The organism is Weissella thailandensis (genome assembly GCF_001932615.1).
Classification (GTDB): Bacteria; Bacillota; Bacilli; order Lactobacillales; family Lactobacillaceae; genus Weissella; species Weissella thailandensis.
The window spans coordinates 510,404-526,896 of sequence record NZ_CP014332.1 but is presented as its reverse complement, the minus strand read 5'-3'; the positions used below and the strand labels follow the sequence as shown (position 1 = coordinate 526,896).

General features: G+C 39.0%; 13 protein-coding genes and 1 other RNA gene. 2 read left to right on the top strand and 12 right to left on the bottom strand.

Annotated elements, in window-relative coordinates:
* Positions 1 to 106 precede the first annotated feature (106 nt).
* Positions 107 to 471, top strand: a transfer-messenger RNA (tmRNA) gene (gene ssrA / locus FOL01_RS02575).
* Between the two features lie 128 nt (positions 472 to 599).
* Here the strand turns inward: ssrA and FOL01_RS02570 are convergent.
* Positions 600 to 1,037 (bottom strand): lytic exoenzyme target recognition domain-containing protein, encoded by a 438-nt coding sequence (locus tag FOL01_RS02570; protein WP_075269171.1) that lies wholly within the window; start codon positions 1,035 to 1,037, stop codon positions 600 to 602.
* 233 nt (positions 1,038 to 1,270) lie between these two features.
* On the opposite strand from FOL01_RS02570, the gene FOL01_RS02565 reads away from it, so the two are divergent.
* Complete coding sequence (locus tag FOL01_RS02565) at positions 1,271 to 3,070, top strand: putative glycosyltransferase family protein (protein ID WP_075269170.1); 1,800 nt, start codon at positions 1,271 to 1,273, stop codon at positions 3,068 to 3,070.
* A gap of 52 nt (positions 3,071 to 3,122) precedes the next feature.
* Here FOL01_RS02565 and FOL01_RS02560 read toward each other — a convergent pair whose 3' ends face one another.
* From FOL01_RS02560 to FOL01_RS02510, 11 genes are read right to left on the bottom strand one after another with little or no spacing between them, the layout of a single operon-like run.
* Entirely contained in the window at positions 3,123 to 4,223 is a 1,101-nt protein-coding gene (locus FOL01_RS02560; protein WP_075269169.1) for a GH25 family lysozyme, read from the bottom strand.
* 10 nt (positions 4,224 to 4,233) lie between these two features.
* Positions 4,234 to 4,530, bottom strand: coding sequence for a phage holin (locus tag FOL01_RS02555; RefSeq protein WP_156834976.1), 297 nt, complete (start codon positions 4,528 to 4,530; stop codon positions 4,234 to 4,236).
* Between the two features lie 9 nt (positions 4,531 to 4,539).
* The gene (locus FOL01_RS02550) at positions 4,540 to 4,779 is read right to left on the bottom strand and encodes a hypothetical protein (protein WP_075269168.1); all 240 of its coding nucleotides are present in this window, start codon (positions 4,777 to 4,779) and stop codon (positions 4,540 to 4,542) included.
* 11 nt (positions 4,780 to 4,790) lie between these two features.
* Positions 4,791 to 5,177: a hypothetical protein gene (locus FOL01_RS02545; RefSeq protein ID WP_075269167.1), complete on the bottom strand. Its 387-nt coding sequence runs from the start codon at positions 5,175 to 5,177 to the stop codon at positions 4,791 to 4,793.
* Between the two features lie 11 nt (positions 5,178 to 5,188).
* Positions 5,189 to 6,739 carry a collagen-like domain-containing protein gene (locus FOL01_RS11490; RefSeq protein ID WP_075269166.1) on the bottom strand — a complete coding sequence of 517 codons (1,551 nt, stop codon included), beginning with the start codon at positions 6,737 to 6,739 and terminating at the stop codon, positions 5,189 to 5,191.
* A gap of 12 nt (positions 6,740 to 6,751) precedes the next feature.
* The gene (locus tag FOL01_RS02535; RefSeq protein WP_075269165.1) at positions 6,752 to 8,554 is read right to left on the bottom strand and encodes a glycerophosphodiester phosphodiesterase family protein; all 1,803 of its coding nucleotides are present in this window, start codon (positions 8,552 to 8,554) and stop codon (positions 6,752 to 6,754) included.
* Between the two features lie 4 nt (positions 8,555 to 8,558).
* Positions 8,559 to 8,939, bottom strand: coding sequence for a hypothetical protein (locus tag FOL01_RS02530; RefSeq protein WP_075269164.1), 381 nt, complete (start codon positions 8,937 to 8,939; stop codon positions 8,559 to 8,561).
* A 3-nt stretch (positions 8,940 to 8,942) separates the two neighbouring features.
* Positions 8,943 to 9,752 (bottom strand): GH25 family lysozyme, encoded by an 810-nt coding sequence (locus FOL01_RS02525; RefSeq protein WP_075269163.1) that lies wholly within the window; start codon positions 9,750 to 9,752, stop codon positions 8,943 to 8,945.
* Positions 9,749 to 10,876, bottom strand: a complete 1,128-nt coding sequence (locus FOL01_RS02520; protein ID WP_075269162.1) for a phage tail protein — start codon at positions 10,874 to 10,876, stop codon at positions 9,749 to 9,751. The genes FOL01_RS02525 and FOL01_RS02520 overlap by 4 nt, the downstream gene beginning before the upstream one ends.
* Positions 10,876 to 11,712 (bottom strand): phage tail domain-containing protein, encoded by an 837-nt coding sequence (locus tag FOL01_RS02515; protein WP_075269161.1) that lies wholly within the window; start codon positions 11,710 to 11,712, stop codon positions 10,876 to 10,878. Before FOL01_RS02515 ends, FOL01_RS02520 begins: the two co-directional genes overlap by 1 nt.
* Positions 11,702 to 16,492: an aggregation-promoting factor C-terminal-like domain-containing protein gene (locus FOL01_RS02510; RefSeq protein WP_075269160.1), complete on the bottom strand. Its 4,791-nt coding sequence runs from the start codon at positions 16,490 to 16,492 to the stop codon at positions 11,702 to 11,704. The genes FOL01_RS02515 and FOL01_RS02510 overlap by 11 nt, the downstream gene beginning before the upstream one ends.
* Position 16,493 lies beyond the last annotated feature (1 nt).

Genomic DNA, 16,493 nt, shown 5'->3' with positions numbered 1-16,493 from the left:
AAACAATAATTTAGTATCATTAAATGCGAATATTTTATTCTTTACTTTGTTAAAATCATATTTGTGCTCCTACTAAAAGCTTGGTATACTAATGTGTGTACGTAACGGGGTCGTTACGGAATCGACTAGCATTGTTTGGGCTGGTACTGCGTTTAGGGGTTGTGGCCCTATAATCCACTCAGTAGAATTAACTGCAAAAAATTCAAACAATAACTACGCATTAGCTGCCTAAAAAACAGCTGGCGTTGCTTACTTTAGTACTAGTTGCGTGCTAGAGTAAGTCTCAAACTAAGCAACCTGCGCTAAACTTTCTCCGTCTGCGGAAGTTTAGAAGAGGATAATCAGGCTGGCTTATGCGATCGCTTGGTAAAACGGCGTGCGGTAAGTGAGAATGAAATGGTTTTACTATGAACGTAGAGGTGTCAGTTGCAAGATGTTAGGACAGGGGTTCAACTCCCCTCGGCTCCATTTAATACCAGCTATAAATGCCGTCACAAAGGCATTTAAGTAGTAGTTGGTGCCAAATTAGTGCCAAATCTAAATTTAATAGATATAACACAAAAAAACCCACCAGTCGCAATGACCAGTGGGCTTTAATTTTATTTAGCTAACAATGAATTAGCATTGTACCAAATCATGCCATAACGACCTTCAACAATACCCGTTCCATTTGAGGCGTTGTCATATCGGTCAATCGTTCCATAATTGTAACCACGCATAAATTTAACCTGATCACCTACACGAGTCGCTGAATAATTACCACGAGTGACGTTATCTAGCATAGCCAACGGAATACCATTAGCCGTCCATGAGGCGTCTTTACCACCAGCCATATCGTAGTTAATAGCCTGCCACATACCATTGACATAGGCAATCTTATCAACGCGGAATGACTTATAAGCAGTAAAACGATTACCAATAGCTTTGAACTTCTTAATTGCTGATGTATCTGTTTTATTAACCACTGGCTTACTTGGTGTCACATTGGGCACAACAGCGTTCTTATCAGTACCAGCTGTAAAGAAGTTGTCGTACAAAACAGATGCATCAAAGCGTCCGTATGAACTAGCAAATGTTTGACTTGAAGTCCACTGGTAGGACTAGCGAATGTTATTACTTCAACGATTGTACACCTATTGCAGTAACTATGCGGTAATTTTTTCTACCTATATAAAAAACCGCAAGACTGGGAAACTTTAATTAAGGATAAAGAAAATATTGTTGTCTATATATGGTATATTAAATTTGATAAATTTTTTAGAGGTGTACCATGAAAAAACACATTCAACCAATAGTTATTATCTTTTTTATTTCTATTTTTATAGTCAGCCCAATTATTTTAAATAAAACCCCTGTTTTAGGAGTTGATGGATATTTTCATTATGGCAGAATATATGAAGCTGCATTGCAAATAAAACATTTAAATTTTTCAACGTTGAATCTATATTCTTTTCAGCAGTCTGGACGTGTTGTAAACGCGCTATATAGTCCATTTTTAACTTATTTACTTGGGGTTTTACTATTGATTTCTGGTTCTTGGCTTAAATTTCAGATAGTCTTAAACATTTTAGTACTTTTTACAGCAGGTTTAATTACCTACTTTATTTCAAGAAAAATTGGATTTAGTAAAAATATAAGTATTGGATTAGGAACCATTTATTTAAGTACCAATGCTATTGCATCATTCTTAATTGTATCTGGTTGGCGTTCAATAGGGCTAGCGTTCCTACCTTTGATAATCTTGCCTATGATAGACATGCTAAATAGTAATTTCAAATTAAAAAACTCTCTTGTGCTAGCGTTAGCTGTTAGTTTACAAGTTCAGGGTCACTTACTAAGCGCCGCATTTGCAATCCCTGTATTGATTTCTGCCTTCGTTGTTGGCTTCATTCAAACGCACAAAAAATGGTTAATGATCAAGTATCTTGTTATTGCGATTTTCACTTCAATAATATTATGTTTAAATACTATTTTACCTTATCTACAGTTATCAACACATAATATCTTAGTGCCACCAACAAGCATAGATGTAACTAATAGTATTTTTAATCCATTTGATGTTCTATCAACGAATGGTATTTCCTTACTAGGAAACCATATATCAGTATCTGAAAACATATTGGCCATTTTATCTATGCTAGGGATTGCCATAATCATTATGTTTTGGAAAAGAATATCTATCCTAAGCAGGATTTTAATTATTTCAGGCCTTGCTTATTTTGTCTTAGGCAGTAATTTAATGCCATGGCCAATTATCCAACTAAACTTGCCTGAAATAAGGAATTTTTTGCAATTTTCTTTCCGATTCACACTGGTTGGCGAAATATTCGTTTTAATTGGTACATTATTAGCTATGAAAGAATTAGTAAATAGTACTGATTTTAATTTTAATAAATTACTAGAGTTCATAGTAATTACAATGTCTGTTATTAGCGTTATTAGCCTAGTAACCTCAGTTTCAAACAACGTTATTTCAAACTACAGACAGACTACTAGCATCGCGCAAAGTGCTGCAATCAATCCAAAAGATTTAAGACTAAAGCCAATGAATGGTCATCCAGTAAATACAACAACTGACCTAAGAGCAGCTTGGAGTAATCGAGACTTAAGTCAACTTATAAATACAGTAGATCGGACAACGCCAGATTACTTACCTATTACTAAGTTCAATAATAAAGAAGATTACTATGGACTATATACAGAACATGTTTTAGAAAAACATAGTTTATTTAATAAAGATGTACGATCACATGGAATTTTGCATATTTCTTGGATTCAAAATAAAGCTCACCAAATTGAGGTACCTGCCTTTATATATAAAAACACAATTGCCCACCTTAATGGCAAAAAAATAAATGCTATAACTATTTCTAAGACACCAATTGGAACAATAAATATTAATGGTGTTAAAGGTAAAAATTCACTTACACTACAATATAAAACTAGTCACATATTTAATCTTATGGTCATCGTGTCTGATTTGAGTTGGTTAATTTTAATTGGTTATTTTATATTTATGAACACGTTGGTAAGATCTGATAAAGAAATATCTAAATCAATACCACAGTAAACACAAAAAGCCCACTAAGCTATTCAATCGAATAACCTAGTGGGCTTTAATTTTATTTAGCTAATAATGAATTGGCATTGTACCAAACGTTGCCATATCGTCCTTCAACAATACCAGCACCATTTGAGTTGTTATCGTATTGATCAATCGTTCCGTAGTTGTAACCACGCATGAACTTAACCTGATCACCTACGCGAGTTGCTGCATAGTTACCACGAGTCACATTATCCAACATTGCTAGCGGAATACCATTAGCCGTCCAGTTAGCATCCTTGCCACCTGCCAGGTCATAGTTGATAGCTTGCCACATGCCATTTGCATAAGCGATCTTGTCAACACGGAATGACTTGTAAGCCGTGAAGCGATTACCAGCGTTCTTAAATTTTTTGATAGCTGATGTGTCCTTATTCACTACTGGCTTAGATGGTGTCACGTTTGGCACAACAACATCCTTATCAGTACCTGCCGTGAAGAAGTTGTCGTACAGAATTGAAGCATCAAAACGTCCGTATGAGCTGGCAAATCTTTGGTTTGACGTCCATTGCCAAGCATGTTCGGTATTATAATGCTTCATGGCTGATGTTGGCACGTATGGATATTGTGCTAACCATGCCTTTTCACCAGCAGGACTGACACTTGCTGAATAACCACCAGTGTAAGTGGTTGAGCGGTAACCATACGCCCGTACACGGTTCTCAAATGCTGTCGCAACTGGTTGCATACGTGAACCCATTGACAATTGGTATGAGTTCTCAATATCAACCGCCAAGACAGCACCAACAGGTAATCCATCAGCTCGAGCCATTCGTACAGCATAATCAGCTTCGGCAATTGCCCCGGCTACTGTTGTTGATGACAAGAAATGATACCCGTTGATGTAAACACCCGCAGCCTTAGCAGCTGCGATGTTACCTGGTGCGGTGTAATCATGAAAAGTTGTTCCTTCTGAAATCTTGGTCGCCACAGCTTTCATACCATAGTTATTTCGCATATACACGAACTCAGGTGCGGTCATTTGTCCGTTGTGGTTAGACACGTCCACCATGTCCACACGAGGTGTATCAGCATGGACAGTATCAGATGAGACGTACCCAACACCTGCGAACGCTAAAAAAGCACCTGCCAGAACAAGTGCTTGCTTTAATTTATTCATAACATCTCCCTTATTTTAATTGTTCAGTCGTATCGGGTACTTGAGTGACTTTGACTGGATCTTCTAACTTAACAGTTGTTGGTGCTTCAACCACACCACCACCAGACAGTACACCTAATGCTCCCAAGATGGTCAACACGGTATTAACCACGGCAACAATGGCGTTCCAATCACCACTAAACTTGATACCAAACACTGCAAATACTTGTTGAACAAGTACGATTAACAAAGAAACCAGACCAGCAACTACCTTTCCTGAATAACTGCCGTCTGGGTTCTTAAGTGCATTATTTATTTTTTGTAACATGTGTCATCCTTACTTATCGTCTTTTTTGGAGTGGTATTCTCGCCAATCCTCCAAACGTAACGTCCGCTTATCTAAATCATCGAGGCGCTGGTCAACGGAGCCAATCGTGTTTTTAAGCTCTTTGATGGTTTCATTTAATTGGTTGAACGACTTAACAAATGTGAACTTAATGACCACCCACACGGCACCAGATATGCTACCAAGTGTCGTCAACCAGCCTACTAAATCATGGGGCATAAATCCTTTCATTGGCACACACCTTAATCAGCTTCAGATGTTGCTTCTGACGTTGTTTCTGACGTTACTTCTGATTGAGGAGCTTCTGATGCTGGTGTATCTGCAACAGGTGCTTCAGATGTTGCTTCTGATTGTACAGGTTCGTCATCTGGCACATATTCTGGCTCTGGCTCTGGCACAACCACCTGTGCTTCAGAAATTAACTTCTTTGCTTTAACAATTGCCAAATCTTGTAATGCTTCCGTGGTTGTTTGAAATGAGATACCGTCCTCTTCTTCAGTTAATCGAATTTGTCCACCAAAATAATTATCTGGTTCGACAAAATTAACCACCAAGTCGATAAACTCGATGACCAGCCCTTTATCTGAGTTTTTAAGACTGGTATTTGTGATTGATGTTGTTATGTTCATTGTGTCCTCCTTTAATCAATTGGGTAAGAAACTTCAAATGAAGCCTTTGTATCTGAGTCAGTACCTGATGTCGTTGATGACGCACGTGATACCTCACCATTATCATCAATTAAAAAGTTTCCTGATTTATTGGCTGCAAACCATGACTCCCAAATCCGGTGCGGAGGTATGTAACCAGCAGGTAACGTTGCAAACACTTTACCAACATCTGCAGTAATATCCAGCACTTGAATGTAAACAACACCGTTCAGTAAGCGGTAACGAGCAACAGTTGCTTTCACACCACTGGCAAGAGACATATTTTTCCAACCAGAGTCGGTCATTAAGGTACCACCAATCGTGGTATTACCAGAAAACGTCTTGTTACCTGCAACAGTTTCATTACCTGTATTGTGAACTACTTGACTATCTTGTGCTAGTAGGGTAGAAGTTGGAGTAATTAAAGGCGTCCAACCCGAGCCCGTATACTTGTCAAAGTAGCCACCACTTGAGAAACGGAATGCAGGACCAAGTGTCGGGTATCCAGCTTGCTGACCTGGCATGAAGTAGATATAACCGTCTGAGGCGATAATGGTATGCTCATCACCGTGGTCTTTAATAGGCAAACCAGACGTTGATACATCAGGTAGCCCTTCATCAATGGCATCACCAAGTCCTTTTGCAGACTCTCCACCACCAACAATTGTAATCCCTCCTGCGCCTAAAGTAACACCGCTTCCATGACTAAATGCTGAATAGTAATGCCCAATGGCATATTTGTTACCAAGGTTTGTGTCGTTCATCTCAAGGAATGGGGTAGCCCCTGCTGAAGGGACGTGTTTGTATAACCAATCTGCCTCCATGATGTGACTGACTTTTACGTCAGTAAAACTTTTTGTTCCTGTTGCCGATTGGTCCCCTGTGGTATTAACAGTCTTGCTGTAGTCCACAACGCCATCTTTACCAGCAGGACCTTGCGGACCAGTATCCCCTTTATCACCTTTTGGTCCAGTCGCCCCTGTGGTACCTTTTGGACCCTGTGGACCAGTAGCTCCAGTGTCCCCTTTATCACCTTTTGGTCCTTGGATACCTTGTTTTCCCTGTATTCCTTGCGGACCTTGTGGACCAGTGTCTCCCTTATCACCTTTGGCAATCGTCTTCACATAATTAGCAACTGTTTTGTCCATTGCTGTTTTGACATCTGCTAAAACAGTATCAAATGTTACGTACGGGACTGTATTTCCTTTTAAACTGCGTAAATTTTTAACCACAGTAAATGAAATTGTACCTTCTGATGGGTAAATTTCTACATCACCATCATCATTGGTTACACGAATTTCTAATTGATAGTCATCAGGGGTTAGTGTCGTTAATTTTTCATCTTTAAAGTCAACCCATACTTCCGTTCCAGCATTTACTGGTGTCGTATCAAATAAAAAACCGCTGTCGTTGGCAACGGTTAAGGTTAATTTTTTACCAGAAACATCCTGGACTGAGTTATCGTTCCATAAGCGAAATCTAAATATCGTAGCTGTATCAGAAACTTTATTAGATATATCGCCTAAAATTTTAACTGTCTTCATGTATCCCTCCGATTAAATGTAATAGGTCAGGCTACCGTTTACCCAATCACCATCATTATTGCTGTCACCTTTATCCCAATTAAGACCAGTCTTAACTGTTGTATTTGGATAATCACCTTTACCATCAATATCAAAAGTTGAGATAGTGATTGATTCAGTTCCTTTAGTCATACGAGTAGCTGAAATACCCCAAACCGCTGAATGAGGCATTGCCCACTTTGGCAATTTTGCAATGACCTTATTCTTAGTACGTGTTCCACCATAGACTAGAAAATGTAGTTGAATTTTTTGAGGAGCAATTTCAGTAACATAAGCATTAAAATTTCCTGCAGGATGGTTCTTCCAACCATTAACCAACTGTAATTCTTCGTATCGTAATTCCCCAGATAAACTATTAGTGGTAATAGAATCGACACCCCATGACAACAATTTTTCTCGCTTCGAATCATCATTTGGCGTCCATGCTCCAACATTCAAATTGCGATTATGAGCGTCAATAACATTTTGTGCAGTTAGACCTGCGATGTTTACATCGACACCTGAATTAACACCCAAAGCAACGGCATCATCAAGAATCTGTTTTGTTACCTTATTAACCAGATAAGATACTTCCACTACTGGTAGACGTTTCTTTACCTCTTGTAGTGAGCCATAATCAAATGAGATAAACATCATTTCATTTTGTACATTGAACTTCTTAATGATTTTAATCAGGGAATCCCAATTGGCAGCGGTGTAATTGTCAGTAGAATCTTTCTTAATTTCAATAACTGGAATAATTCGCTTGTCTTTTGCAATGGTCAAAGCTTCTTCTAATGTTGGAATAACCAACTCAGAAGTTTCATATTGTCCTGCCTTACTTCCATTGCTAATTGGTATCTTACGCAAATCGGCAAAATTATATGAACTAATGGCACCAGACTTAGTGGTCATACGGTCAATGTTGCCATCATGCATAACCACCCAATGGCCGTCTTTGGTTACATGAATGTCAATTTCCATACCAGAATGATTAGCAATTTTACGCATGGCTACCAAAGAATTTTCTGGCGCAATCTTTTGCGCCCCACGATGTGCAAAGAATTTCGTTCCAACTTTAAAGGCTGGATGTGATAGTGCTTCCGCGTACGTGTGGCCGCCAAATTTATTGGCATCATCTGCTTTACCATGGAGATCACCGGTTACATCACCAGTCACCTTTCCTTCAACAGTTCCTTTTACAATAACGTCTTTATCAAACATATTATTTTCTTTGAATTCATTAGTCTTATTCTTAACCGCCACTTCATTACTATTGATTGTATTCACATAATCATTAATCGTTGCCTTCAGCTTGTCATAAGCTGACTGAAAGCCATCTAACTTACCTTTGACTTCATTAATAATTTTTTGAATTGAATCGATATAATCTTGTGATGCACGCGTAGAAATGACGATACCATTTTCAAACACAGTGAACATAATCGGAATGGTAGAAACAACTGTATTTTTATTATCAGTAACTGTTAAAAAGGCTTCTTTAATATCACCCACTGCTTCATACATTTCATTTGGAATATACATTGAAAATAAGCCAGCAGTCGCTGAAATCATCTCATTAATACCATTGATCACCTTAATTTTATCAGCTGAATCGCGAGCTTTTAATGTCACATCTTGGTTAGTTAAGTCATGTGGCAATCCATTGTCTTTCATTGCAAAGTATACAATGCGGCCGTTATCACCTTGTCGACCACTCAAATCTTCCACCACTGTTGAATCCGTTTTATTTAACGTTGTATCAACTACTGTATATCGGCCTTGTTTTTCTGCCATAATTTTACTCCTTTATTAGTTTGTTTAATTCCATAATTTGATTAAAAGTATCTAGTGATCTATTCAATTCGATTAACGTTTTTTTGTAGTCATCAACCAAAAGGTTCAAGTCACTACCTTTATTTGTATAGTAAATTTTTTTAACATTAATATTTCCAAATGGATTCATGTGATATGACGTTAAAGTATCCACTAACAAGTTATGCCATCTTATTAATTGATCTAATGTATCAATTAAATAAATATAGGTTTTTTCATTAACGACAGTAATTCCAAAAGGGCCATCGGAAGTTGATGGATAATTTATCATATATAGCTCATACAACCTTTTATGAAGTTTGTATAATGCGTCATCCACATCATTCAATTTTTCTGTGTCGAACATAGGCTACTCCTTTTTAACAGCGGTTAATTTACCCGTGTTATCCACTCTCAGCTCAAATTTCGTACCGTTAGGGCTTTCCAAAATATTTAATTCCGGTTTCCCTGCAACAGCCTGCCAATGTGTATAAGCATACGCACGGTTACCATTGTCATCACTGTATTGAATAATAGGTGTAATGGTGGTTGGCACAATATCACCAGTCTTGGCTAACTTTGCCCAATCATCTTTACCCCCATAAAATTTATTTAAATCAAGGTTGCCGTTGTAGCCAGGTAAATTACCGTGTGAACTATATTGATAAATTGTTGGTGTCGTCCAACTACCAAATACCGTGTTATCTGTCCAAGGATCTTCTTGATAGCCAGTTGATTCTTCAGAAGCATACTGAGCGCACCACAAGCCATAATCTTTAGAAACAGTAGACCAATCGTAAGCGTTAGTGACTGATTTACTCATGTAGATTAAAGGCTTAACTTTTGTCTGCTTATACACGTAATCTAGCCATGTTTTAGCATAACTAACCCCTTTGGTAACAACTTCACCTTCCCAATCTAAAGCTAATACCGCTTCTCCAACATAATCTTTAACATTATTTAGAAAATGTTTAGCCTCCGCCTCTGCTCCGGAACCATCGGCATAATGGTAAACGCTTAACAACTTTTTAGTTTTTTTAGCACCAATATACTGACTTGTTCTGACAGGAGATAAATAATCTACACCCTGTGTCATTTTAACAATGACAAAATCAGCAGATACTTTAGATAAATCAATATCTGGTTGCCAATTTGAAACATCTATTCCGTTCAGTGTCATTCTTCCACCTCTCCTATGTTCCATAGTTTTCGATTAGCATCAGTATTTATAATGTTTCCTATATTGGTTTGTAACTTTGAAATAGTTTTACCCAACGTTTCATTGCTTTTACGAGCTTTTTGTAAATTAGTGTAGTTACGAGCATAATCAAACAGTTTATTACCAAACGTCACAGTATCAGATTGTTTCGCATCCTGTGGATGTATGGTCATACCAATAATGCGTACATCCACATCCACTCCCAGACGATCCTTAATAAGACCAGAATTACCAATGGCAACGTTGTTAATTTCTGATAGTTTCGCATGATGCTCAAACTCAGCTTGTTCCATTGTGTACTGGACGATTGGATAATCTTGCAATTTTGATTTGATATAAGCTAATAATGAATTATTATCTGTGAAGCGATCATCCTGAACGGTTGCTGCTTGTTTAATGCCCCAAATAGTCTGAGCAGGACTGTTGTATTCGGCCGTAGCTTCATACGTTCCATCATCCTTTTGCTTACCCAACCCTTTAATTTTGGTCCGAATATTACTGTAATCTTCAGTCCATTGAATTTTGCTGGCATTATAGCCGTCAATGAAAATAAATCCATCTGTCTGGCCAAGCATTTTATAAATATGAATGGTCCAATTATCAACATAAAATTCAAATCCAAAATCATCTTTCAACGTGTTCATCAACAATGAATCAGCATAATCTGCTCCAAAACCATCACTAAACGAATAGTTATTGAACTTATCGTGTATGACATATTTAAATGATGTACCGTTGGTAATCAGCTTCATACACTTATCCAAACTTTGCGAACCAGTCAATTTATTTTCCACGTACCTATCGTGTAAGTCCGTCCCAACATGGACAGCTGATACTTGATACGTGCGTACGTCACCAGTAGATGTGGGGCTCACGTTGCTCAGGCGGAACCATTGGCCAGTTTCAGGCACAAGCACTCTTGTTTGTGGCAACATAGCTTCTGCAGCTATCTTATTGCGATCGTTAGCCACAAAACTAAATGACAAAGTGCTAAACTCATTCAATGTCTCTGTAATTGATAAGTTATTGACAACTGCTGGGACTTCATCAAGATGAGCTGTATATGCATAAACTATATTTGCCATTAATAGTAAAACCTCGTTTCAAATGAAATCGTGAAACCACTCGCACCAGTAATTTCCATATCGTTGTACCCCTGTGTGAAGTCTAGGAAACTGCGACTCGAGTAATCATTACCCAGCCGTTGAATACCATTAACGATTGGAACTAGCCCAACTAATTTAAAACTATCGTTATCCGTCAGCGCCTTTTTATACGTAAAGGCTTGGTTAGTGGTCTTATTCGTAATTGTCAGTCCGTTTGGTGCGCTACCTTTAAACGTGATGGTGACTGGTCGTTCATCAGCCAATAATGGAATGACTGACGGATTGTAGACTTTAAAACTTGCCGTTGTAAATTCGTACTGATAATCATCAAATGGCACACCGAGGCTTGCATCATAGTCAACGCCATTCACTTTGGCTTTTTGTAGTGTTGTGGCGATACTTTCTGCAAAACCCTCATAACAAACCAAGCTAATTGCCACGTTTTTAGCTTTCCAATAATTACCTAATCGAGGGTAAGTGAACGCATCAGCAACTACTTTCCAACGCATAAACGGCGTTCGTAAACTAATCACGTAAAAAGGCTCAACGCTACTAAAAATTTTTAGTACCTTGAGCCTTTGTAATTCGTAATCGAAATTATCGTGTGCAAATACATCAAACGTTATAGGAATCGTGGTCTGTGTGACCTGTGTGCCTGTTAAAGACGCCCCATAATCACTCGTCTGTGCGTAAGTATGCGCATAGGCTGGTGATGGTGGGTTAAACGTAACAACACGAATACCTTCTGCCCCTAAATCATAGACAGTTCCATCTAACTTTTGAATTAAAATGTCACTTTGAAATTTAGTAGTCATACATATTACCTGTTGTTTGTCCTTTCAGTTGAATATCTTGATTTTGCAGTACCTTAATCTTTGGATAAGTAGCTCGAGCAACTTCGCCACTGTCTAATTGCACGACCATGTGAACATCTCCACTCAGATCAATGCCACTATTTGATTGGTTGACACTTTGTGCATGTGATCCATGTGGTACTTGAGCAATCATATTAGATTGTGAACCACTCTTAGCCGTATTAACGACTTGTGCTAACTTAGCTGCAAAACTATTAGGCTGCTTGTCCGCAGTCTCTTTAATCGAACCTAGAATGGTCTCATCAGCACTGCGACGATTTGGATTAATTACCCATTCATCTTCGCCATCTACTTCGCCGACTAAGCCAACACCATTAGTTCGGCCGCCATTAGCGTACCAATGATGGTTTTTCCAGAAAGCATAAGCATTTTTAATACCGCCGTAACGGCCATTAACGTATGACTTCATCCACTTCAATTGCGTGATTGGATTAGTCATGTAATCAGAACCAAACGAAGCCATCTTTGAAGGTGGCAATGCTTGCCCGATACCATAAGCACTAGAACTAGGGTTTTGCGCCTTAGGGTTCCAACCAGACTCATGGTTAATAATGTAATTCCATTTGTCGAAGTTACTCTTGACACCTGCTTGCTTTAACCAATTCTTATGTGACCCACTAGGCTTGGCTCCTGGTCCGGATGCTTGCTCGCCACCACCATTAAATGAACCTAATAAGCCGCTCATCATATCTGAAACCCAATCAAATATACCACCAACTTGTGATCTAATTAGTTTCTGCAATGGTGAGCCTGACTTGTTGGCTTTTTTCTTACCCTTAGCGGCACTTTTACCGAAGTCTAGGAATGTCGTTGCATCTCCAAACTTTAAACCACTAGATTTATAATACTTTCCATTACCACCATAGTTATAACCCTCTTCACTGTACCGACCATTATTAACGCCAGTAACAACTGAAACGTGGTTGCCGTATTTAGAACCTTTAGAATATACAGCCACATCACCAACGCTAGGTGTGCTTTTATGCTTTGCACGAGCGCTTGTCCAATTAGAACCATTACCTAAGCCAGTAAACAGGCTTGGTTTAACACCAACATTGGATAGACGACTAGCAACGAACGACACACATTCTCTAAAGAAGTAACCCCATGGATCACCACTTGGCATGCCTTCGTCCTTGCTCTTATTCTTGAAACGATAGTCGTCTCCTAGGCCACCACCGCCACCAACGCCAGACATGGTGTCTTTGAGCATTTTCCATAGCTCATGCCACCAATTACTCTGTTGACCTTTAACACCTTTGCTTCCACCAACGGCAGAACCCAAAGAGCTAAACGCCTTACCAGATAAGCCACCAAACCCTTTAGTCATTGGGTTGAATACCTTATCTTCGATATACTTCACGGGGTGCATGGCAATATTTAAGAAGTCCTTGGCTTTTCCAGTAGCAGATGAAATAGCGTCACTAATATCATCTGCCACGTCTCCAAAGAAACTCTTAACGCCACCAAACCAGCCACCAGTACCATTAGCGAACTTGTGACCACCTAGCATTGCTTCTGTAACGCTGGCAGGCACGACAGTCTCGCCACCTTCGAAGTTTACCAATCGATTACGACCAGACAAGATAGTTCCTTGTCCTTTGTTATCAATGATCAACTCTTGACCAGTGGGACTATCGAAACCATCATTAACCATAGCTAATCCACTTGGCGCACCAGCAGTACCAGTTGCCAACTTTTTTAAGGGTTTGATTGTGTGCTTTTTACCACCAAAGTTATGGATAACGCCATTAATGCCACTAACACCAGTATTGATGAAGCCGATAATGCCGTTCATACCATCTTTGGCCAAACCTTTAATGTCGCCCCATATATCACTGAAAAAGTCTTTAATTCCAGTCCACATATTGGTCCATGTCTTAGAAACGTTAGTACCAAATCCGATTAGCTTGTCACTCATCCAGTTCCAAGCATTAGAAGCAGTCTTTTTAATACCGTGTTTACCATTCCAAATATTGCCAAAGAAGTCTGCGATAGCTCCCCAAACCTTACTCCATGTTTTTGAAATGCCACCTAACACTTTATGCATAACACTACTAATCGCATTGATAGCATCGTTGAACAATCGCTTAATTCCATGCTTACCATTCCAAATATTGCCAAAGAAGTCTGCGATAGCCCCCCAAACCTTACTCCATGTTTTTGAAATGCCACCTAACACTTTATGCATAACACTACTAATCGCATTGATAGCATCGTTGAACAATCGCTTAATTCCATGCTTACCATTCCAGACATCATTAAAGAATTCTGAAATTTTGTTCCATGTATTTGACCATGCTTTTGAAATGCCTTCTAGAAAACCGCCTAGCACATCTGAAATCGCATTGATAGCGTCACTGAATATCCGCTTGACACCATGCTTTCCATTCCAAAGTTCATCAAAGAAATCAGCAATAGCATTCCAAACTTTCGTCCACGTCTTTTGAATAGGCGCCCAAATCTCATTAAGGAAGCCAACAGTGCCATTCCAAGCTTTCTTAATCCACTTAATCAGCGAATTAATTATTTTCTTTAATCCCCCTACTAATGGCTTAGTGATTGTCATGGCGATACCCACTGGCAAAGCCAATGCATAAAGTATGGTCTTACCAAAGCCTTTAGCTAGTTTCTTAGCGCCCTTTATAAACTTATTCCAGCCTTTTCGAAAGCCTTTAACAAGACCGCTGAACCAGCCACCAATTGCACTGGCACCATTTCCTATGGACTTACCAATGCCTTTAAACCACTTACTAATAGACTTAGTAAACTTTTGAATGGTCTTTCCACCATTACTAAATGATTTACCAATATCCTTAAAGAAGTCTCCGATAATATCGAATGCATTGCCAAACCATTTGCCAACACCTTTAGCAAAATCAACCACGGCGTCAACTATGCCATTAACAAAATTACGGAACTTTTTATTGTGCTTGTATAGACTAACTAATGCAACTCCAAGTCCTATGATTGCCGACGCAACGGCTACAAATATATTTGCTTTCAATACTGCATTTAGCAAGGCAAAAGCCTTCGCGATACCAGTTATAATGCCGATAACCGACTTCAAACCTACAAAAACAGCAAGGGCCATTCCGATAGCTTTAAATGCTGTCGTCAGTGCAGCTAAAATAGCTGGGTGTTTTTTTAACTTTCCAAGTTGATCACTCATGACCTTAACGCCTTTAGCGATACCACTAAATGCTTTAGTGGCTACTCCAGCTAGATTATTGATAATGTCTGTAAGATTTTTCTTACCAACTGCATCGATAATTTCTTGCCAACCATTCACAACTTCAGCTTCTAAGTTTCCAAAGGCACCTTGAAACTCTGCAGTCCCTTTAGCAAACTTCTTAGCTTTATCCGTAGAACCCAGCTGATCAATAGCTTTATTGAAATCATCAGCACTGATTTGTCCTTTTTCCATGGCTTCACGAAAGTCACCAGTAAACGCACCATTCTTTTTCATGGCTTCCTGCAATTTACCTGAAGCACCAGGAATAGCGTCTGTTAATTGGTTCCAATTTTCAGTAGTTAGCTTTCCTGTACTAGCTGTCTGAGTCATAACCATAGCAACTGACTTAAAATCATCTTTAGTTCCACCAGCAACCGCCGTTAGATTTCCAGCTGACTCAGTCAACTTTTCAAAGTTATCAACACCATTAGCAGCTAATTGTGCAGTAGTGTTTGAAACATCTTTCAAATCATACACGGTATCATCAGCATACTTTTTAACATCTTTACCGACAGACTTGATTTTGCCTTTACCAAAACCAGCCAATTGCATAGTGGCATCAAACCCCTGCATGGCATCAGAAGCTCTACCAGCCTCGCCAACCAAACCAGTTAGATAGCCTGTTACTTTACCAATACCTTGTGCAGCAACGTTCCCAACAAATGACCCACTGATAATGTCCTTTAAGCCACCAAATTTAGATTTGGTTTCCTGTGCCTCGTGTTGGATATTTTGTAGTCCAGAACTGGCATTATCATTCAATTGTAAATTGGTTACATACTTTTTAGGCACTTCATTAAGTAATCTTTCATAGTCAATTACTTCGCCTTTTTCAGCCTTAGCCAATAATTCAGTCCGAGTCTTTTTCGGTAACTTCTTTAGTAACTTATCAAAATTATCAATACCATGGCGTTGCGCATCTACTTGCAGCTTTGTCTTGGTAGACATAGGCACAGTTTTCAGAATTTGATTGAAGCTTGCGACTTTTCCACGTTCAGCCTTAGCTTTTAATTCAGTCCGTGTTTCCTCTGGCAATTCAGCGAGTAAATCATCAAATGAAATGATTTCACCTTTTTCAGCCTTGGCTTTTAGCTCGGTACGGACATCTTCAGGCACTTCATTAAGTAAGTCGTCAAACGTTCTAATATCAGCTGTGTGCGCCTTAGCCTGTAACTCTGTACGCGTCTCTTCGGGCAATGCATTTAATAAATCATCAAATGTTTTAATTTCACCTTTTTCAGCTTTGGCCAATAATTCAGTTTGTTCCTCTTCAGGTATCTCAGCCAATAACTCTTGAAAGTTATCAACGCCTTCTGTTTCGGCTTTGGCTTCTAACTTAGCGATTAAGGGCTCATTACCAAATGACTTCTTAAAGGTTTCGTAACCCTCTTTTCCTTGCTGCTCTGCCTTTGATTTGAAGTCTGTCCAAGTCTTATCGGTTTGATCATCAAGGATCAGGTCAATATTAATTTTACCATCTGCCATT